Source organism: Propionibacterium australiense, from assembly GCF_003666605.1.
GTDB classification, from domain to species: Bacteria; Actinomycetota; Actinomycetes; order Propionibacteriales; family Propionibacteriaceae; genus Propionibacterium; species Propionibacterium australiense.
The window spans coordinates 135,604-155,359 of the sequence record NZ_RCIV01000005.1; the positions used below are offsets into that span (position 1 = coordinate 135,604).

General features: G+C 71.0%; 14 protein-coding genes and 1 pseudogene. 5 read left to right on the forward strand and 10 right to left on the reverse strand.

Going from position 1 to position 19,756, the window contains the following annotated elements; all coding sequences use genetic code 11:
- The first annotated feature begins 91 nt into the window (after positions 1-91).
- The 4 genes from D9T14_RS06080 to ispF all read left to right on the forward strand — a co-directional run bounded on the left by D9T14_RS06080 (position 92) and on the right by ispF (position 3,141).
- A complete protein-coding gene (locus D9T14_RS06080; protein WP_126464282.1) occupies positions 92-1,255 on the forward strand; it encodes a sensor histidine kinase in 1,164 nt (387 codons plus the stop codon).
- On the forward strand, positions 1,252-1,929 hold the full coding sequence (locus tag D9T14_RS06085) for a response regulator transcription factor (protein ID WP_119161391.1): 678 nt from the start codon (positions 1,252-1,254) through the stop codon (positions 1,927-1,929). Before D9T14_RS06080 ends, D9T14_RS06085 begins: the two co-directional genes overlap by 4 nt.
- Positions 1,930-2,053: 124 nt before the next feature.
- Positions 2,054-2,539 carry a CarD family transcriptional regulator gene (locus tag D9T14_RS06090; RefSeq protein ID WP_119161392.1) on the forward strand — a complete coding sequence of 162 codons (486 nt, stop codon included), beginning with the start codon at positions 2,054-2,056 and terminating at the stop codon, positions 2,537-2,539.
- Positions 2,540-2,661: 122 nt separating this feature from the next.
- On the forward strand, positions 2,662-3,141 hold the full coding sequence (gene ispF / locus D9T14_RS06095) for a 2-C-methyl-D-erythritol 2,4-cyclodiphosphate synthase (protein ID WP_119161418.1): 480 nt from the start codon (positions 2,662-2,664) through the stop codon (positions 3,139-3,141).
- A gap of 36 nt (positions 3,142-3,177) precedes the next feature.
- Here the strand turns inward: ispF and D9T14_RS06100 are convergent, their stop codons facing one another.
- On the reverse strand, positions 3,178-4,326 hold the full coding sequence (locus D9T14_RS06100; protein WP_170175762.1) for a neutral zinc metallopeptidase: 1,149 nt from the start codon (positions 4,324-4,326) through the stop codon (positions 3,178-3,180).
- A 186-nt stretch (positions 4,327-4,512) separates the two neighbouring features.
- Between D9T14_RS06100 and D9T14_RS06105 the strand changes: the two genes are divergently transcribed.
- A complete protein-coding gene (locus D9T14_RS06105) occupies positions 4,513-6,282 on the forward strand; it encodes a DUF2207 family protein (protein ID WP_119161394.1) in 1,770 nt (589 codons plus the stop codon).
- Here D9T14_RS06105 and D9T14_RS06110 read toward each other — a convergent pair.
- The 9 genes and pseudogenes from D9T14_RS06110 to D9T14_RS06150 form a co-directional block, all read right to left on the reverse strand.
- Positions 6,271-7,410, reverse strand: a complete 1,140-nt coding sequence (locus tag D9T14_RS06110; RefSeq protein ID WP_119161395.1) for a VanZ family protein — start codon at positions 7,408-7,410, stop codon at positions 6,271-6,273. The two genes, D9T14_RS06105 and D9T14_RS06110, sit on opposite strands and share 12 nt — an antisense overlap.
- A 160-nt stretch (positions 7,411-7,570) precedes the next feature.
- Positions 7,571-8,893, reverse strand: a complete 1,323-nt coding sequence (locus D9T14_RS06115) for an anaerobic C4-dicarboxylate transporter family protein (protein WP_119161396.1) — start codon at positions 8,891-8,893, stop codon at positions 7,571-7,573.
- 407 nt (positions 8,894-9,300) lie between these two features.
- Positions 9,301-10,701, reverse strand: a pseudogene (locus tag D9T14_RS06120) (glycine hydroxymethyltransferase).
- A gap of 130 nt (positions 10,702-10,831) precedes the next feature.
- Positions 10,832-11,905, reverse strand: a complete 1,074-nt coding sequence (locus D9T14_RS06125) for a hypothetical protein (protein WP_119161397.1) — start codon at positions 11,903-11,905, stop codon at positions 10,832-10,834.
- Entirely contained in the window at positions 11,902-15,858 is a 3,957-nt protein-coding gene (gene eccCa, locus D9T14_RS06130) for a type VII secretion protein EccCa (RefSeq protein WP_119161398.1), read from the reverse strand. The genes D9T14_RS06125 and eccCa overlap by 4 nt, the downstream gene beginning before the upstream one ends.
- Positions 15,855-16,724: a hypothetical protein gene (locus tag D9T14_RS06135; RefSeq protein WP_119161399.1), complete on the reverse strand. Its 870-nt coding sequence runs from the start codon at positions 16,722-16,724 to the stop codon at positions 15,855-15,857. The genes eccCa and D9T14_RS06135 overlap by 4 nt, the downstream gene beginning before the upstream one ends.
- Positions 16,721-18,034, reverse strand: a complete 1,314-nt coding sequence (gene eccD, locus D9T14_RS06140; RefSeq protein WP_119161400.1) for a type VII secretion integral membrane protein EccD — start codon at positions 18,032-18,034, stop codon at positions 16,721-16,723. Before eccD ends, D9T14_RS06135 begins: the two co-directional genes overlap by 4 nt.
- Positions 18,034-18,495, reverse strand: a complete 462-nt coding sequence (locus D9T14_RS06145) for a hypothetical protein (protein ID WP_119161401.1) — start codon at positions 18,493-18,495, stop codon at positions 18,034-18,036. The genes eccD and D9T14_RS06145 overlap by 1 nt, the downstream gene beginning before the upstream one ends.
- Positions 18,492-19,376, reverse strand: coding sequence for an FHA domain-containing protein (locus D9T14_RS06150; RefSeq protein WP_119161402.1), 885 nt, complete (start codon positions 19,374-19,376; stop codon positions 18,492-18,494). The genes D9T14_RS06145 and D9T14_RS06150 overlap by 4 nt, the downstream gene beginning before the upstream one ends.
- Between the last annotated feature and the right edge of the window lie 380 nt (positions 19,377-19,756).

A 19,756-nucleotide genomic window follows, 5' to 3' on the forward strand; every position in this document is an offset into this window, starting at 1 on the left:
TCACCAGCGGCCGCAACCAAGACGACTCCCCTCAGCCCTGACGAATGCGCGGTCTGCTGAGAGCGCCGGCGCGGCCCGTAGAATTTCCACCGTGAGCCCCTTGACGACCGTGCTGCTCAGCTTCCTGCTGGGTGCCGCCGTGGGTGCGGCACTCGCGCTGGTCCTCGCCTGGGGCCGCCGGGCCAGGGCCCGCATCGCCGAGCAGACGCCTGTGATCAGCCCCGAGGTGCCGGCCGTCCTGGACGCCTTCCGCCAGCCCGTGGTCATCATCGGCCCCCACGACGAGATCCGCTACGCGAACGCCCCCTCCCGGGCGATCGGCCTGGTGCGGGGCACCCGGGTCGGTATCGGGGAGGTGCTCGGCGCGGCCCGCACCGCGCGTCGTACCGGTGAGGGCTCGGACCGGGAGGTGAGCCTGGGCAGTTCCGACGGCGGGCCGTCCCGCCAGCTCCATGTGCGGATACGTCCGCTCGACCGCGAGGCGGTGCTCCTGGTGGGCGACGACCGCAGCGCACTCATCCGCGTGGACGAGTCCAAGCGTGACCTGGTGTCCAACATCTCCCACGAACTCAAGACCCCCGTCGGAGCCCTGCAGGTACTCGCCGAGACCATCCAGGAAGCGGCCGACGACCCCGATTACGTGCGTCACTTCGCCAGCCGGATGGCGGCCGAGAGCACTCGGCTCGGCGAACTCGTCCAGCAGATCATCGAACTGGGTCGTCTGCAGTCCGACGATCCGCTCGGCGACGCCGCCCCCGTCGACGTCGACGAGGTCGTGGCGGCGGCCGCCTCGCGCGCCAGCGCATCCTGCCAGGCGCGCGACATACACTTCTCCATCGCCGGCGACAAGGGGCTCCGCGTCATCGGCGACCGGCACCAGCTGCGGGTGGCGCTGTCGAACCTGGTGGAGAACGCCATCAGCTACTCCGACCACGGGGCCCGCGTCGCCGTGACCGTCAAGGCCGTCGACGAGGACGGTGACCACTGGGTCGACATCGCCGTCACCGACAACGGCATCGGCATCAGCACCGAGGACCAGAAGCGGATCTTCGAGCGCTTCTACCGCGTCGACTACGCACGATCACGAGAGAACGGCGGCACCGGGCTGGGTCTGTCGATCGTCAAGCACGTCGTCATCGCCCATGGCGGCACCGTCAGATTGTGGAGCAGGCCGGGGCGTGGGTCGACCTTCACGATGAGGCTGCCGGCCCTCATCGGGCGCGATGATGCCACGCAGCTGGAGGAGAGGTCATGACGAGGATCCTGATCATCGAGGACGAGCAGTCCTACCGCGAGGCCATGGCCTTCATGCTCTCCCGCGAGGGCTACGAGGTGGCCCAGGCCCCCGACGGGACCAGCGGCCTGGTCGAGTTCGAGGCGAACGGCGCCGATCTGGTGCTCCTCGACCTCATGATGCCCGGGATGAGCGGCACGGAGGTCTGCCGTGCCCTGCGCCAGCGGGCCGGCGTGCCGATCATCATGGTCACCGCCAGGGACTCTGAGATCGACAAGGTCCGTGGCCTGGAACTGGGCGCCGACGACTACGTGACCAAGCCATTCAGCCACCGCGAACTGGTGGCGAGAATTCATGCCGTCATGCGGCGGGGGCGAGAGGAGGAGTCCGTTCCCGATGTGCTCGAATCAGGCGGTGTCCGGATGGACGTCGAACGCCACGAGATCTGGGTCAGGGGTGAGCCGGTCAAGCTCACGCGCAAGGAGTTCGACCTGCTCGAGGTGCTCATTCGCAATGCTGGACGGGTAATGCCCCGCGCCCAGCTCATCGGGCGCGTATGGGGTACTGACTACGTGGGGGACACGAAAACACTTGACGTCCACGTGAAACGCCTGCGCGGGAAGATCGAGGAGGACCCTGCTCACCCCGTGCTCCTGGTCACCGTGCGCGGCCTGGGCTACAAATTCCAGGAATGAATTCCGTGCCCGGTTTCGTGAAATGAATGGCGAGTAATTCGTTGTGATTGCCGTCTCATGAGACGTGTATCTGATGGGGTAATTAATTCATGTGGTAGAATAAGCCTCCTGAGAGGGGTTTCACATGGCATATGAAATCGGTGAGACCGTCGTCTACCCGAATCACGGGGCGGCTGTCATTGAGTCCACTGAGACGCGCAAGGTGAAGGGCGAGGACAGACTCTACCTGGTCCTGCGTATCCTCGGGCAGACCGATCTGGTCGTCCGCGTCCCCGCCGACAACCTGGACCTCGTCGGCGTCCGCGACGTCGTCGACGAGGCCGGCTTGGAGAAGGTCTTCTCCGTGCTGCGCGCTCCGCAGATCGAGGAACCCGCGAACTGGTCACGGCGTTACAAGGCCAATGTCGAGAAGCTCCATTCCGGCAACGTCCTCAAGGTCGCCGAGGTCGTCCGCGACTTGTGGCGCCGCGAACAGGACCGCGGGCTGTCCGCCGGCGAGAAGCGCATGCTCGCCAAGGCCCGTCAGATTCTCGTGAGCGAACTCGCGCTCGCGGAGAAGGTCGAGGAGGACCGCGCGGAGGCCATGCTCGACGAGGTCCTCGCATCCTGAGCACGGCGGGGGCCATCGGGCCGGCCTCCACCGGAAGAGGACGCAGGCCCGGAGCGGTGCGTCCGTGCCGGGGCGCGTGGCCTGACGATTCCCAGCGCACAGGAGAACGAGTGAGCGTGGACCTGCCACAGATTCGTACCGGCATCGGAACCGACGTGCACGCCCTGCGGGCCGGCGTCGAGATGCACTGCGCGGGGCTGCACTTCCCCGACGAGCCGGTCGGACTGGCCGGTCACTCGGACGGCGACGTCGCCGCCCACGCCCTGTGCGATGCCCTGTTCAGCGCCGCCGGGTTGGGCGACATGGGCTCCAACTACGGCACCACGGAGCCCGAGTGGGCCGGCGCGAGCGGTGTCTCGTTCATCGAGGAGACCGTGCGCCGGCTGGCGCGGGCGGGTTGGCGGCCGGTCAATGCAGCGGTGCAGGTCATCGGCCAGCGCCCGCGCATGACGGCACGACGGGCCGAGGCCGAGCAGGTGCTCTCGGCGGCGCTGGGCGGCCCCGTGTCGGTGTCCGCGACGACGACCGACCACCTGGGTTTCCTCGGCCACGGTGAGGGGCTCGCAGCGATCGCGACCGCGCTCATCATCGCGGCCGGCTGACCGGGCGGCAGAAGCCGGCCAGTTCGCCGCCCGCCGCTATCGGACGCTGGAGGCCGGCGCGGTGAACGCGTAGCAGGTGGCCAGCAGCTGGTCGTCCACACCGTCCAGGAACCACCGCTGGCGGCTCCGGCCGCTGCCGTGGTTGCCCTCGTAGGTGCTGTCGCCGGTGAGGACGTCGTCGCCGAAGGCGTAGAACATGTCGGACAGGCCGTCTATGTCGGAGGTCGTCAACCCCAGTGACTCGGAGACCGCGTCGGTGAACTCGCCGGCGAAGCAGTCGGCCTGCACCTCGGTGCGGCGGCTGAGCTCATCGGCCTGGCTGTCGCTCACCCGGGACTCCCACGCCTTCTCCGAGTAGAGGATGCCGGTGCGGGCCTGGATGGCGTGACCGAACTCGTGGGCCATGACGGCGTCGGCGGTGTGCGGCACGTTCGACAGGTCCTGGGGGATGATGTCGGTCAGGTCACTGGCGTAGTAGATCTGCTGGTCGAGCATGCAGTAGGCGGCGTTCTCCATCGGCATGTCGCCGCATGGCGTCGAGATCGGGGTGCTGTAGACGGTGACGGTGGGCCGGACGGCCTCGTAGCCGGCCTCTTCCAGGGCGGGGGCCCAGACGCGCATGAGGCAGGCGGTGAGTTCGTTGAAGTGCTCCTCGAGCTGCGGGTCCGTGGCGGTCGACAGGTCGAGGTCGTCCAGCTCGCACCGCACCGGGTTGGCGATCGTGACGCCGTAGAGGGAGTTGTTCTCCATCAGCTCGGTGGCCTCGGCATAGGTCTCGGGCTGGGGGATGCCGGGCGGGTTGGTGTCGGCGTTCGGTACCTCGTAGTCCTCGTTCTCGTAGCTGCCCGTGTGCGTGGTCTGGCTGCTCGGGGCGCCGTCGTTGGTGTAACTCATGACGACATAGGCCAGCACCATGACGGCGAAGACCCCGAACAGGGCGAAGAGGAACTTGAGGGGACTCGACTTGCGGCGCCGGGGCGGTGTGGGCGCGCCGACATAGCGCGGGAACTGCGCGGCCTGCTGGTAGCCCTGCACCGGCGGGGGGAAGGCGCCCTGCCCCTGTGCCGGCCACTGGTTATGGACGGGCCACTGTCCGTAGCCGGGCTGCGCGGACGGGGCCGGCCACTGCTGACCCGGCCACCGTTGGTTCGGCCACTGCTGATTCGGCTGACCCCACTGACTCACAGGGCACAGACTAACCGAATCGGCCCCGGATGTCGGCGGCTTTCCGCCCTGACGTGGATGTTCGCGTCTGTGAGCTGATTCTGCGGGCGGGACGTGGGATAGTTTCCCCGTAGGGTTCATCGTCGCTCTCCCACGGTCCGTCCTGCGTGTGACCGAGTGGACCGGCCGACCAGAAAGGTGGCCTTCATGGCTCACAACCGCAACGTTCACGTGCTGCGCGGGGCGCGGCGCGGCGCGACAGGCCTGCTGGCCGCGGCGGTCACCGTGCTCGGTGTCCTCGTGCCCGGCACCGCCCGGGCCGATGACCAGGCCTCGGCACTCGAGGTCACCGGCGTCGTCTCCGGTGACGGAACCCTCAAGGTCACCGAGGAGTTCACCTTCGCCGAGGGCACGATGCCCGACCGGCTCACCCAGCGCCTGGCCACCACGCGTGACGGGCTGAACGCCACCGTCTACAGCTACGAGATCTCCGAGATCACCGCCGACGCGGATGGTTCCCAGGTGGGGCTCACCAGCACCACAGACGGCGACTACCAGGTCATCACGGTCGACGCCTCCCGGGCCGAGGGCACATCCCTCACCATCAGCTACTCCGTGCGTGGTGCCGCGCTCGCCGGCGCCGAGGTCAAGGACGCCGAGACCCTCACCACCGTCCAGTGGCGCATGGTGCAGGGCCTGTCCGTCGGTGTCGGCGAGGTCAGCGGCCAGTTCACCGTCGACTCCGAGACCCCGGCCGCGATCGCCGACGTCGGCTGCCAGGCCGGCGCCCCCGCGGCCCTCACCAGGTGCTCCACCGTGCAGGGCGGCACCTTCGAGAACCCGTGGCCGGTCTTCACCAATGGCGCCCTCGGCGCCGGGCAGGTGCTCGAACTCACCGTCAAGATCCCGTCCACGGCAGTCGCGCCCGACCAGCTGCTCACCCAGCGCTGGAGCCTCGACCGCGCCTTCACGGCCCGCCCGCTCCAGCTCGTCGTGAGCCTGGGCGCCCTGGTGCTCGGCGGCGCCCTGCTGTGGGGGCTGCACCGGCGCCTCGGCCGCGACCACGCGAACACGTCAAAGGCCACCTCGGTCGTCGCCCGCTGGAAGCCGGTCGCCGCCGGAAAGGTGCGTTTCTCGCTCGAGGACGACGTCCGGCCCGGCGAGATCGGCACCATCGTCGACGAGCACGTCGACCCGGTCGATCTCACCGCCAGCGTCCTCGACCTGGCCGTCCGCGGTTACCTGCGCATCACCCAGCTGCCCAGTGAGAGCCCCAACAAGCCCACCGACTGGCTGCTCGAACGCACCAGCCCCGCGAACGGGGCCTCCGCCGACGAGCTGCACCCCTACGAGCAGAAACTGCTCGACGCCCTCGTCGGCGATGAGCACGAGCCGGTCCGCGTCTCCGAGCTGGCCCCCGTCATGGGCGGCGTCGTGCGCGACATCCAGAACGACCTCTACGACGAGGTCGTCGCCAAGGGCTGGTTCTCCGGCCGGCCCGATGCCGCCCGCACCCGCTGGGGCATCGCCGGCTGGACCATGCTGGCCCTGTCCGTCGTCGCCTTCGTCCTGCTCGTGGCCTTCACCACCTTCGGCCTGCTGGGCCTGTCCCTCATCGTCGTGAGTCTCGGCCTCATCTACACCGCCCAGAAGATGCCCCGCCGCACCCTGGCCGGCGTCCGGGTCGTCCGCGGCCTCGAGCTGCTGGCCATGGAGCTCACCACGAAACCCACCGACTCGTTCCCCAAGCAGGACGCCTACGAGCAGATCTCCTCGGTGCTGCCGTACTCGGTCGTCCTCGGTGGCTTCGGTCGCTGGCTGGACGCCCTGGCCGCCGCCGACGACGACCCGGGCGTGCCCGATCCCGAGGACCTGTCCTGGTACCACGCGCCCGATGACTGGAATCTGTCGGACCTGCCCGACTCGCTGCGCAACTTCGTCACGACGATGCAGGGTCGCCTCTACTCACGAGGCTGATCCCGCGGCGTCCAGCGCTCGCTCGGGCCCGGGTCCGGCGCCCTCCTCCGGGCGGGCCGGTGCGCCGGCCCGCGCCCGGGCGTCGACGATCCGGCAGCCGGTGATGAGGCCGCTGATGCCCCGGGTGTCGAACCAGACGCTGAGGACGGCCACGATCGCCCACAGGCTCGCCATGACGGGCAGGGGGGTCGAGGTCAGGCACTGGGCGCCGCCGACGACCATGGCGCGGGCCACCAGGCGCCCCCGGGAGGCCGGCGCGGGCCGCAGGTAGACGGTGCGCTGGCCCAGCGAGGCGCCGCTGCCGACGAGCGCGGGCACGACGATGGCGGCGAGCTGTGCCGTCACGGCACCGGCGAGACCCCAGCGCAGGATCTCGTCCCCGTAGTCCAGCCGGGCGTTCACCGGCAGGCCGTGCAGGCCGGTCCACGCGACGACGCCGATGGACATGCCCAGCAGCTGGGCCCACGACCAGTAGACGCCGTCCAGCGCCATACCCAGCCAGCGGCGGGCTCGCGTGACGGGCCGCGCCTCGCCGCGATGCGCGGCCAGGTGGTCGGCGCCGGCGACCAGACGCGGCGTGAGCGCTGCGACACCGATGCCGACGAGCGTTCCGGCCGTGTTCGTCATGAGATCGTTGATGTCGGCGACGCGGTAGGGGCAGGGCGCCAGGCCCCAGTTCCCGGTGTACTGGGTGAGCTCGATGAACAGCGAGACCCCGAAGCCGGTCACGAGGGAGCGCAACGGGCCCCAGCCCATGAACTCGCGGCAGATCACGCCCAGCGGCACGAACAGCGCCACGTTGAGAACCATCTGGCGCACGTCCCAGCTGGCCAGGGCCTCGGTCAGGGACATTCCCGCCAGGTGGCGGGCCATGTCGGTGAAGTAGCTCGTCGGGTTCAGCAGGAACTCGCGCGAGCGCCGCGCGCAGAACTCGTCCGTCATGTCGGGCAGCGGGAACAGTGTGTAGGCGATGAGCGCCGTCAGGTAGATGACGGTGAGCACCGTCCACGCCGCCCGACCGGCCGAGAACCGGCCGAACCGGCGGTACTGGTGCATGATCAGGGGCACGGACATCAGCAGTGACAGGCCCCCGCCGACGAGTATGGACGTGATCGCTTGGCCGAGCATGACTCGATTCCACCGTGCCGGTGCGTCATCGGTCGTCCGTCCTGCGGCTGAGCGGGCGGGTGATCGTGCCGGCCCGTGCCGACGGAAGGGGCCGGGAGATGGTGGTCATGTCCCGGCCCTACGGACCGTGGCCGTGGTCAGCGGGCTGTCCGGGCCGCGGTCACAGCACGATCGGCGCCCACAGGAAGCCGAGCGCCACGATGACCGCGATCGACACGGTGCCCGGCACGACGAAGGGGTGGTTCAGCACCAGCCTGCCCACCCGGGTCGAGCCGGTGTCGTCCATCTCGATGGCGGCGACGGTGGTCGGGTAGTTCGGCAGCAGATAGTAGTTGGCCACGGCCGGGTAGCAGGCCATGATCGTCGGCGAGCTCAGCCCGATGGAGACGGCCAGCGGGATGAAGACCTTCGTCGTCGCGGCGTGCGAGAACAGGATCGGCGAGGCGAAGTAGAGCACGACCGCGAACAGCCACGGCATCGCGTGCAGGGCACCGCCGGTGGCCTCGACGAGGGTGTCCTTGTAGGCGCCGAAGAAGACGTTGCCCATCCAGGCGACACCGAGGATGCAGATGGCGGCGGTCATGCCGGCGCGGAAGGTGCCCTGGGTGGCGATCTCGGCCACGTCGTGCCGCGAGACCAGGCAGATCACCGCGGCGCAGGTGAGCATGATGAGCATGATCGCGCCGGTGGCGTCCATCGGCGGGTCCGCCATGATGCCCAGCTGCTTGGAGCTGAGCGTGGCGTAGACGACGATGAGGAGCACGGCGCCGAGGAAGATCCACAGGCTGGGGATGGCGCCCTTGGCCGGACGGTAGTCGGGGCTCATCGTCGAGGCGGAGGTGTGGGAGACCAGGCCCTTGGCCTCGCGTTCCTGGTAGACCGGGTCGTCCTCGAGCTCGCAGCCCTGCCGGGAGGCGACGACGGCGCCGACGACGCAGCCGATGAAGGTCGTCGGGATGACGATCGCCAGGATCTGCAGATAGCCGATGCCGCGGGTCTGCTCGACCGAGGTGAGCAGGGCGGCGGTGGTCGCCGAGATCGGTGAGGCCGCGACGGCGATCTGTGAGGTGACGACGGCGATCGACAGGGGCCGCGACGGGCGGATCCTGTTCTCCTTCGAGACCTCGACGATGACCGGCAGCACCGAGTAGGCGGTGTGGCCGGTGCCGCACAGAAACGACAGCAGATAGGTCGACAGCGGCGCCAGATAGGTGATCTGCTTCGGGTGCCGGCGCAGCATCACCTCGGTGAGGTGGACCAGGTGGTCCATCGCGCCGGCCGCCTGGAGGGCGGCGATGGTGCAGATGACCGGCATGATGATGCCGATCACCGCCCAGGGGATGTCTGCCTCGACATCGGTGGACAGGCCGGTGGCGACGAGGACGAGCGTGCCGGCCCCGCCGGCCAGGCCGACACCGACACCGCCGAGACGTGAGCCGACGAACAGGAAGACGAGCAGGATGACGAGATGAATCCAGATCATGGGGCGCTCCGATTGAGTGGGTGAACGCTGCCGCGGTGCACCGCTCACTCCTGACCATATGCCCGTGATGATGTTGACGGGGCACATGACAAGACGGTTCACATTCTCACATGCCTGTTGGGCATGTGTGCATGTGTCGGGTCCAGCGGCTCTGCGCCGGAACGCCTAGCCCGGGAGACCGCGTGCCGGTGCCGGACTGCGAACGTCAGGGGACCGGTATCCGGTCGTCCTACTGCGGGCGAGGATCGCGGGCCAGCTGGCCGGGGCCGTGCAGGCATCGGTGCACATGCAGGACGGTGAGTACCGGTGAACGGGGAGTGGCAGAGCCCGCACAGGCACCAGAATGCGTTGTGGGGTCGTGCTGGGCACGGCCCCACAACGCGGGGATCACTGGCGCGGCGGGCTGCTCACAGTTCCAAGCCCGGGTACAGCGGGTTGTTGCCGAGCAGCTCGTCGGCCTCGGCGTGGACGCGGGCGGCCAGCCCGGAGGCCATGTCGTACTTGGCCTTGCCGGGCAGGCCCTTGCTGTTGGTCGCCGGGGTCGTGCCCTCGAGGGCCTCGCAGATGAGCCCGGCGACCCGGTCCATGTCGGCGGGGGAGAACCCGCGGCTGGTCAGGGCCGGCGTGCCCAGCCGGATGCCCGAGGTGTACTAGGCGCCGTTCGGGTCGCGCGGGATCGCATTGCGGTTGGTGACGATGCCGGCCTCGAGCAGCGCCGACTCGGCCTGCCGGCCGGTGAGCCCGAAGCTCGTGGCGGCGTCGACGAGCACGATGTGGTTGTCGGTGCCGCCGGTGACGAGCGTGGCGCCCCGCCGCAGCAGCCCCTCGGCCAGCGCCTTGGCGTTGGCGACGATGTCCTGGGCGTACTGGGCGAAGGCCGGCGTCTTCGCCTCGGCCAGGGCGACGGCCTTCGCGCTCATCATGTTGCCGAGCGGCCCGCCGAGCACCATCGGGCAGCCGCGGTCGACGTCGGCGGCGAACTCGTCGTCGACGAGCACCATGCCGCCGCGCGGGCCGCGCAGGGACTTGTGGGTCGTCGTGGTGACGACCGGGGCGTTGGCCACCGGGTCCTCGTCGCCGGTGAACACCTTGCCCGCGACGAGGCCAGCGAAGTGGGCCATGTCGACCATGAGGGTCGCGCCCACCTCCTCGGCGATCTCCCGCATCGTGGCGAAGTTCACGCGGCGCGGGTAGGCGGAGTAGCCGGCCACCAGGACGAGCGGCTTGAACTCGCGGGCCTGGGCGCGGACCGCGTCGTAGTCGATGAGGCCGGTGACCGGGTCGGTGCCGTAGCTGCGCTGGTGGAACAGCTTGCCCGAGATGTTGGGGCGGAAGCCGTGGGTGAGGTGGCCGCCCGCGTCGAGGCTCATGCCCATGAGGCGCTGCTCGCCGAGACGCTGCCGCAGCCGCTCCCAGTCCTGCTCGGACAGATCGCTGACGGTCCTGGCGCCCAGCTCGGCCAGCCCGGGGGTCTCGACGCGGTGCGACAGGACCGTCCAGTAGCCCACGAGGTTGGCGTCGATGCCCGAGTGGGGCTGGACGTAGGCGTGGTCGGCGCCGAAGAGTTCCTCGGCGTGCCGGGCCGCGGTGGCCTCGACGATGTCCAGGTTCTGGCAGCCTGCGTAGAACCGGTGACCGACGGTGCCCTCGGCGTACTTGTCGGAGAACCAGGTGCCCATGGCGAGCAGCGTCGGCAGCGAGGCGTAGTTCTCCGACGCGATGAGCTTCAGCGAGGTGCGCTGGTCGGACAGCTCCTGGCGGATGGCCGCGGCGACGGTGGGCTCGGAGGTCTCGATGACCTTGAGCATGGCCTGATAGGCGATGCTCGCCTGCTGCGTGACGTCGATTCCGGGCACTGGGACTCCTCTGGTCTGAGCGGTGCGCGCCTGGACCAGATCCTTCGAGCGCGGCACTGAACGATGTTTCCGGGACCCAAATCTAACCGAGCCCGTCGCCGCGCCGAGCCCGTTCTTGGCCGGTGGGCAGCGGATCATCCCACTCGCCGGTGTCATCGGGCGCCCTGCGGGCCGCTCGGGCGGGCACGGCGTCGTCCTGCTCGACCGGGTCATCGGCCTCGGGCGCCATGCCCCGCGTGGGGGCGGGGGCGATGCGCATGGGTTCGGGCGGGGCGCCACGCGCCGGGAGTGCGCTCCTCGTAGCCGGTCCGGGCGAGTCGGCCGGCTCGGTCGGGATGTCGGGGACGGCGGTCATGGTGACGCGGGCCGGGGGATCCGTGGGTGTGGAGGGCCGATCGGGTTCGGGTGGGCTGTCGGGGACGGTGGACATGGTGACCCTTGTCGGAGCCGGGGGTGGGCTGTCGGGAAGGGCGGCCATGGCGCTCTGGTGCGGGGCAGCCATGGCCTGGGCGGGTTCTGCGTCGGTCAGCTTCGGCATCCTGGTGATCCGGGTGGGCCAGTCCTCGTCCGGCGGCGGAGCCTGCACCCGGACGAGTTCGCCCAGCATGCCGGTGAGCCGGTCGAGCACCGGGGCCAGGGCCTTGTCGGCCAGGTCGAGCCTGAGCGGCCCGGTGGATCCGAGGACGGACGAGCGGGGCAGCTCGATGTCGGGGCGCAGGATCTCGCGGGCCAGCTGCGCGTCACGCCGACGCATGATGGCGGCGGTGTTCGAGACGACGATGATGCGTCGGCGGGCCTGCTGGCCGAACCGTTCGAGCAGGCCGTCCAGCGCGGCGCGCCCGGTCTGCGCCGACGCGACGCCGGAGCCGCTGACCAGGCACAGCACGAAGTCGGGCACCTCGAGGGCGTCGGCGATGGCGGCCTCCATCCGGCCCGCGTCGGTGACCTGCACCTCGTTGACGCGGGCCGCCGCGTCCTCGGCGGCCTGAGCGGTCGGCCCGTCCGGGGTGATGCGCTGGCCGAGCGTGCCGCCGGAGTGGTCACGGGCCGCCGTGGGGATGCCGCGGGAGCGCAGCAGGGTGATGATGAGCGCGGCGACGGTGGTCGTCCCGGCGCCCCCGTCCGTGCCCGCCACGAGCAGCGACTGGGTGCTCATGCGACCTCCTCGCGGCGATGCCCGCCCGACACCAGGCCGGGCTCGTCGGCGGCCTGGACGATGACGGGGCGCTGGCCGCGACGCAGCAGCTGCCCCCGGCCCGGGGGCATGGTCTGCGCGTAGACGCGCGGCATGATCTGGCCCTCGGAGCGGTCGCCGGACATGAGGAAGGTCGTGCCGCCGGTGTCGCGCAGCCCCTGGATGGCCTCGGTGTAGAGGGCCCTGGTGATCCCGGCCACCGTCCGGGTGAGGACGACGTTGAAACCGAGGTCCCTGGCCGAGGGCAGGTAGGGGACGATGGGGTGCAGTGGCTCGCTGCCGCCCGCGTTGAGGATGTCGTAGTCGTCGACCATGAGCACCACCCGCGGCGAGGTGGCCAGCTCCGCCGGGGTCATCGTCGTGCGCGACTCCAGCTCCTTGGCGATCGAGGCGGCCAGCCCCGCGGCGTCCCGGGTGCTCTTGGCGTGGCCGGCCAGGTATTCCTCGGGGATGGCCGCCGGGACGGTGCCGCGGGAGTCCATGACGGCGATGACCAGCTCGTCGCTGCTGAACCGCGACACGAGGCCCCTCGCCAGCGTGCGCAGCAGGGTGGACTTGCCGCAGCGGGCGTCCCCGAGGACGAGCAGGTGCTGGTCGCCGTCGAGCAGCTCCCAGAAGGCGTCCTCCATGGAGTCCTGGCGGATGCCGAAGGGCACGGCGTCGGGTTCCTGCTCCGGCGGGGTGAGCTGGGCCGGGTCGAGCGAGACCGGCAGCAGGCGGATGGGGGCCGCCGCGGGGCCGCCCCAGGTGCCCGCCACGCGCTGCGCCAGCTCGGACAGGGCGTCGCCGAGATCCTCTTCGGCGACATCGTCGAGGACCGGCAGGCACAGCTGCGCGAAGAGCTTGTCGTCGGTGAGCATCCGGCCGTGCTGGTCGGCGCCGATCGTCTGCGACAGCTTGCGGTCGATGACCGAGTCCGTCGGGTCGTTGAGGCGGAACTCCAGTCGGGTGCCGAAATGGGACTGCTGGTTGATGCGCAGCTCGTTCCAGCGGCCGAGCGCGATGACGAAGTGGAGGCCGTAGCTGCTGCCACGCGTGATGAGGTCGTTGACCTGGTCGGAGAGCTCCTCGAACTCGGTGCGCAGCAGGCCGAAGCCGTCGACGAGGACGACGATGTCGGCGCTCGGCAGTTCGGGCAGGGAGCCCTGGGCGTGCAGGTGGCGCAGGTGGGTCATCGACTCGATGGCGCGTTCCTGGAAGAGCCTCTCACGCCGGCCGAGCATGCCCGCGAGCTCCTCGACGAGGCGGCGCAGCCGGTCGCGGCTGCCGCGTGTCGCGACGCCGCCGACGTGCGGGAAGCCCTCGAGGCGGGCCAGGCCGCCGCCGGTCAGGTCCATGCCGTAGACGCTGACCTCCCGAGGGGTGTGGGTCAGCGCCAGTGAGGCGGTGAGGGTGCGCAGGAAGGTGGAGCGCCCCGAGCCGGGCGCGCCGATCACCGCGACGTGGCCGCCGCTGCTGGTGAGGCTGAGGCGCCAGGGCTGCTGGGACTGGTGCGCGGGATCGTCGACGAGGCCGATCACCGCGGACAGGCCCGGGTCGGTTTCGTGCTCGGACAGGACGTCGTTGAGGGTGAGGCGCTCGGGCAGCGGCGGCAGCCACACCGGGCGCACCGCGCGGGCGTCGTCGCGCAGCCGCGCGACGCAGGCGTCCACGAGGCTCTGGCCCACGTCCGGCTCGGTGAGCTGGGGTGCCGCCTCGACGTCGCTGCTGGTCCGGCCGGCGGCGATGGTGTTGTAGAGCGGCAGCGCGAAGGGCTCGGCGAACTCGGCCTGCACGTCGGTGTCGACCTCTTCCTCCTCGACCGGGCCGGAGACGTAGCCGGCCCGGAATCGCCGGTAGACCGAGGTGTCGACCTTCAGGTAGCCGTAGCCGGGCACGGCCGGCAGGTGGAAGGCGTCCTTCGTGTCGAGGACCACCTGGGACTCGCTCTCGGAGAAGGTGCGCAGCCCCAGCCGGTACGACAGATAGGTGTCCAGGCCGCGCAGCTTGCCGGACTCGATGCGCTGGCTCGACAGCAGCAGGTGTACGCCGATGGACCGGCCGATGCGCCCGATCTGCAGGAAGAGTTCGCTGAACTCGGGTTCGGCGGTGAGCAGCTCGCCGAACTCGTCGATGACGACGAACAGGTGCGGCATCGGCGGCAGGTCGGCGCCCTGACGGCGGGCCTCCCGGTAGTGGGTGATGGAGGCCAGGTGCCCGGCGTCCTTGAGCATCTGCTGGCGGCGCACGACCTCGCCCTGGATGCTGGCGCGGGCGCGTTCGGTCAGGTGCGGGTCGTCGGCCAGGTTGTCGATGAGGCCGGCCAGGTGCGGCAGGTCGGTGAAGGGCGAGAAGGCGGCGCCGCCCTTGTAGTCGACGAGGATCATCGACAGGTCCTCGGGGGAGTGGGTCATGGCCAGGGCCAGGACGAGGGTGCGCAGCATCTCGGACTTGCCCGAGCCGGTGGCGCCGATGCAGATGCCGTGCGGGCCCATGCCGAACTGGGCGCTCTCCTTCAGGTCGAGCAGCACGGGGCCGCCCTGGTCGTCCAGGCCGATCGGCACGCGCAGGAAGTCGGCGGCCGAGCGCGGCGCCCAGGCGGTGTCCTTGCTGATGTCCTCGGGGGACCCGATGCCGAGCAGCTGGCGGACGCTCATGACCGGCGTCTCCTGCTCCTCGACGCGGTCCTCGGGACGCAGCCGCAGCGGGCACAGGGTGCGGGCCAGGGAGGCCATGCGGGCCTGGCTGGTGCGGTCGACGGTGATGGACTCGACCGTGGTGGTCTCGCGGCCGATGAGTTCCAGGCGCGCGGTGTCCGCGGCGACGGACAGGCGGGCCGAGACCTCGCTCGGCTCGTGCAGCCGGTCCGACAGCAGATGGATGACGGTGATGCCCACATCGGACGGCGCGAAGGCGCTGTCGGGCAGCGGCAGCGGGCCGGCGTTGGAGCCCCACTCGTCCATGACGACGAGCATGCGGGGCGTGTGCACCGGGCTCGCGACCATCGAGCGGCGGCTCAGGCCGGCCTGCTCGACGCGGTCGGTCAGCTCGCCGCCCAGCAGGCGGGCCAGGGCCGTGACGTCAGGGGCGACGCGACGGGCCGGTATGGGGCCGTCGAGGAGCCTGGCGTTGACCATGTGCGGCAGCTGGTCGAGGCCAGCCCAGTCGCCCATCCGCGACTGCGGGCAGGCCAGCGCGATCTGCAGGTCGTCGGGCGAGTGCAGGGCGGCGGCCTGGGACAGCAGCGAGCGAGCCGCGTTGAGTACCTCGGCGCGGCCACCGATGACGGAGATGTCGCCCGCCGCGTCGGCGGGTACGCGAACCGGCATGCCCGCGATGACCCGGTGCCCGTCGATGAGCCGCCGCGCCTCACCGGCGAGCACCGGGTCGGGCGGGTTCATGGGCGAATCGGCCTCGCTCATGCTCAGCCTGATCCACGGCAGGTCGGCAGTGCCCACCCGCAGCGACAGGAAGTCGGTGTCGCCCATGCGCCGCTCCCACAGGCGCGCCGGGTCGGTGATGATCGACATGAGGCCGTCCGGTGTGGGGCAGCTGGTGACCGCCTGCTCGCGCACCCGCTGGACCTGCTCGTCCAGCTCGGCGTGCATGCCCTCCAGGTAGTCCAGGTACAGCTCGCGCTGGTGGGCGCGCTGGCGGATGGCCTGCCCGCGGCTGCTGAAGGTCATGAGGATGCCGCTGACGATGGCGACGAGCAGGACGACGGCGGCGATGAGCATGTACACCGGCTGGCCGTTGCGCATGACGACCATCATGAGTGTCGAGCTGAGGGCGCCCACCATGGGCAGCAGCAGCTGGGTGGGCATGCCGCCGCTGGGGCCGTCCCCGGCGCTCGGCGGGGACGAGACCGTGCGGGGCTCGGGCCGGGTCAGCGGCTCGGTGACGCGGGCTGGACGGTGGACGATGCGCAGGCTCATGCGGTGATGCCCCCTACGGCGCCGGGTGTCTGCTGGCAGGCGGTCATGAGAGAGGCGGTCAGCTCGAGGACGGCGTTGCGGCTGCGCTGGCTCAGCGCCGCGCTGCGTGCCGGTTCGGCGCCAAGGCGCGCCGGGTCGTGCGGCACGAGGATGGCAGGGCGCGGCAGGGCGCGGCTGAGCAGGCGCAGCTGGCGTCTGCTGACGCCGCCGCTGGTGTCGTTGATGCAGACCAGCGGTGCGTGCCCCTCGTCCTCGAGCCAGGTCGCCAGGGCGATGGCTCGGGTGAGGCGTTCGCGTGCGGCGCTGGTGACGATGCAGGTGGCGTGGTTGGCCGTGGCGATCGTGCTCAGCTCGTCACGGTCGCGCACCCCGAAGTCGGTGACGATGAAGTCGGGGAACCGAGAGATGGGCGCCAGCGTGTCGGCCCAGGCGCGCAGACCGAGACAGCCGGGGAACCGGTCACGGGTCATGTCGAGGCACACCAGCCCGGAGGCGGTGCGGGGCAGACCGGTCATCGCCTCGGCCAGGGTGGCCGGCGGGCGCGGCTCCTCCTCGTCCTCGTCGCCGGGGCGGGCAGCGGCCAGTTCCTCGTCTGCGAGCTGGCGGGCCTCGGCGGTGAGCCCGGCGCGCACGCAGGCGCCCGGACCGTTGCGTCCGGCGTCCACGAGCACCACCGGCCCGGGGTGGCGCCCGGCCATCGTCGTGGCGACGGAGGCGGCGACCGTCGAGCAGCCGGTGCCGCCGTCCGCGCTCGCGACGGCGATGCGGCGGGCCAGGGGGACGGCGCCGTGCAGGGTCCGGTTGGCGGCGAGTAGGAAGTCGAGCGTCGCACCGGGCGTCGAGGTGAGTAGTGAGAGGGCCTTCACCGGGAGAAGACCTCCAGCAGGTCGGAGAACACGCCGAAGTGGCCGAGCAGTAGCGGCACCGTGGCGATGACGGCGATCAGCTCGACGAGGTTCGCCCAGGTGCGCACCCGCGCCGCGGTGTGCTCGGGCACCGGTTTGACGAGGACGAGGGCGAGCGCCGCGGCGACGGCGGCGATGACGAGGCCCCGCAGCGGACCGGGCAGCGGCGTGGCGGCGAGCAGCACCGTCACGAGGGCGGCGAGGACACCGCCCAGCGCGACGACCTGCGCGGCGAACGGGAAGAAGCGTGCGCGGCAGACGACGACGATCCCCAGCGCGCAGGCCAGGCCCCAGCCCCACTGGGTGGGGTGCGAGCCGGCGAGCAGGCACAGGCCGCCGGCGGCCAGCACGGCCAGCGCCAGGGTCAGTCCGGTCATCGCGCGGAACGAGCCGTCGATGGCCTCCTGCGTGGTGCCGCGGCTCGGGGGCCGGCCGGCGGTCGCGGCGTCCTCGAGTTCGGTCAGCCCCGACAACGACAGGGCCGCGGCGGGCACCAGGCCGAGCCCGAAGGCAGCGGCCGTGGCGATGACGGCGCCGGCGCCGGTGACGCCCATCCCCATGGCCAGCAGGGCCGGCAGCGCCGCGCAGCCGACGGTGCCGACCGCACCGGTGGCGAGCATCGGACGCTGCCCGCCGGCCAGGCCGGGTGCCAGCGCGACGACGAGCCAGGCGCAGGCCAGGCCGGACGCGATGGGCACCAGGACGGGGTGGGCGGCGGACAGTTCGCTCCCGGCCACGGCGCCGGCCCCGACCGTCGCCGCCGCGCCGACCGCAGCCGAGACGACCGCCGTCGCGGGCCAGGTCCGCCAGGCGCGGCAGGCGGCGATCGCCAGCAGCACGAGGACGACGGCGACGGTGACCGTGGCGGCGGGCAGCGCCGAGCCGGCCTGCCAGCAGGCCAGCCCGGCGAGCGGGGCCTCCAGCAGCACGACGCACCGCCGGGCCGTGTCGAGCGTCCAGCGTCCCCGGGAGGAACTGCGGCGGTCGGTCACGGCGCCGACCAGGTCGGAGACCTGCGGGGGCGGGGGCGTCTGGTCGGCCGGCACGACGAGCAGCAGCTGCCCGTCGCGCACCTGCTGCTCGGCGAGGGAACGCTCCGTGTCGAGCTGGATGCCCTCGGACGTGGTCAGCGCCACGCCGGCGCCGCCCGGGCTGGTCTCCGACAGCATCTCGAGCAGCCGGGGCAGGACCGTGACGAGTGGTTCCGCACTGGGCACGACGAGATCGCCGCGGTGCGTCGATCCGTGCACCGTCACTCGCGTGTAGTCCATCAGGTGCGCTCCTTCGGGTAGACCTGCAGCGTCTCCGGGTCCACTTGGTACTTCGTCGTGGGGTCGATGAGCCGACGGGTGCGGGTGTCGACCTGCCAGCCGCTCCTCGTGTCGTAGGCGAGGCCGTCGGGGGCCATGGCCCAGCCGGTCTCCGGGTCGATCGGGTAGCCGGTGCGCGGGTCGACGCTCGTGCCCTCGTCGAGCGTGGACGTGCCCTGGATGGCCGAGCGGTAGTTCGCCGAGGTGGTCGACATCTTCTGCTCCTGCAGGGTGTTGACGACGAACGAGCCGCCGAGGCAGCCGGCGCCGATCACGGCGGCCAGGACCGCAGAACCGACGAACCGGCCGACGTTGTTGGTGACGGTGCGCCGGTCGGGCAGGGCGCCGAAGGTGAGGGCGGACAGCAGGCGCTGGCGGCGGGTGCGGGTGGCCTCGACGAGGATCCGGTCGCGGTCGATCATGCGACCCTCCTGCCGTCGGTGATGAACAGGCTCTGCTCGCCGCAGTCGATGCGGGTGCCGGGGATGATCGGCATCCGCATGCGCGGCACCATCGCCATCGGCTGCTCGCCCGGGCGTCGGATGCGGGTGCCGTTGCCGGAGTCCAGGTCGGTCGCCCACAGGCGCCCGTTCTCGTTCTCGAGCAGGACGTGGGCGCGGCTCATCGTGCGCGTGAAGTCGGGCAGTTCGAGCGTGGGGAGCGGCTCGGTGCCGATCTGGCGCACCGGGTAGCGCCCGACGAGCAGCGGGCCGACGAGCGGGGTCAGTTTCTGGCTGGTGGCGACGAAGCAGCCCTGGGGGCGCGGGGCGGGCTGCGGCGGGGGCGTGGCGACGGAAGCCAGCGAGGCCGGTTTCGCGATGACCCGCAGATCGCCCAGGTGGGGGACCGTGATGAGGAGTGGGTCCTCGCCCCGGGCGTCGGCGACGAGGAGTCGCCGAGGGGCAATGAACCATGCCGGCGCCAGCCCGGTGAGACTGTCGAGCGTGCGCAGCTTGAGGGCCGCGCCGCCGACGAAACGCCCCCACTCGCGCAGGCACCACAGGCCGAGGCCGGTGAGCAGTGCGAAGAATGCCACGGCGACCAGCGCAACGGCCCACGGGTGCCATCCGCCGCGCACCGCGGCGACGACCAGGGTCACGACCGGGACGAGCAGGCACAGGGCGTCGAGGACGAGCGCGGTGGCGACCCGTTCCTGGTCGGCAGGGCGCAGCCGGGTGCGCCACTCCTCGGTGTCGAAGGGCCACGTGGTGCTGGTCGAGTGGCCGCAGCTGGCGCAGACCGCAGTGCCGACGAAGGGCGTGCCGCAGCGTCCGCACACGATGGTGGGGACTGTGGCGGGCATGATGACCTCTTCCGGGGTGGGCAGGACTGTTCTCAGACTAACCGGTGATTGAGTGTCGAACAGACCGTTGGGTTGCATCCCGAGCGGGACAGCACCCGCAATAGGTCCGCAATAGAGGTGAAATGCCTTGCGGGAGGGCGTTGACTGGTCACCTAGGGGTGTTTCTGGGGGTTTTCTGGGGGTGTGCTCGAGCTGAGAAGCGCTGCCGTGGGAGATGCCGGACCGGTACCGTGCTGTCCGTTTGCGGCTGTTCTGTGGATGGGCTGTTTCGTGTTCACCCCCGTCTGGGGCCGTGTGGGTCCTGGGCTGGCATGGAGGAGGTCTTGACCGGTCATGGGTATGAAGTTCGCGATGGAGGGTACGGCGCTGGCTGATCACGC

Bases quoted from the DNA above. Each gene is read 5' to 3' on its own strand.
- D9T14_RS06085 (WP_119161391.1), top strand. From the start codon at position 1,252: ATGACGAGGATCCTGATCATCGAGGACGAGCAGTCCTACCGCGAGGCC.
- D9T14_RS06090 (WP_119161392.1), top strand. From the start codon at position 2,054: ATGGCATATGAAATCGGTGAGACCGTCGTCTACCCGAATCACGGGGCG.
- D9T14_RS06105 (WP_119161394.1), top strand. From the start codon at position 4,513: ATGGCTCACAACCGCAACGTTCACGTGCTGCGCGGGGCGCGGCGCGGC.
- D9T14_RS06110 (WP_119161395.1), bottom strand. From the start codon at position 7,410: ATGCTCGGCCAAGCGATCACGTCCATACTCGTCGGCGGGGGCCTGTCA.
- D9T14_RS06115 (WP_119161396.1), bottom strand. From the start codon at position 8,893: ATGATCTGGATTCATCTCGTCATCCTGCTCGTCTTCCTGTTCGTCGGC.
- D9T14_RS06125 (WP_119161397.1), bottom strand. From the start codon at position 11,905: ATGAGCACCCAGTCGCTGCTCGTGGCGGGCACGGACGGGGGCGCCGGG.
- eccCa (WP_119161398.1), bottom strand. From the start codon at position 15,858: ATGAGCCTGCGCATCGTCCACCGTCCAGCCCGCGTCACCGAGCCGCTG.
- eccD (WP_119161400.1), bottom strand. From the start codon at position 18,034: ATGGACTACACGCGAGTGACGGTGCACGGATCGACGCACCGCGGCGAT.
- D9T14_RS06145 (WP_119161401.1), bottom strand. From the start codon at position 18,495: ATGATCGACCGCGACCGGATCCTCGTCGAGGCCACCCGCACCCGCCGC.
- D9T14_RS06150 (WP_119161402.1), bottom strand. From the start codon at position 19,376: ATGCCCGCCACAGTCCCCACCATCGTGTGCGGACGCTGCGGCACGCCC.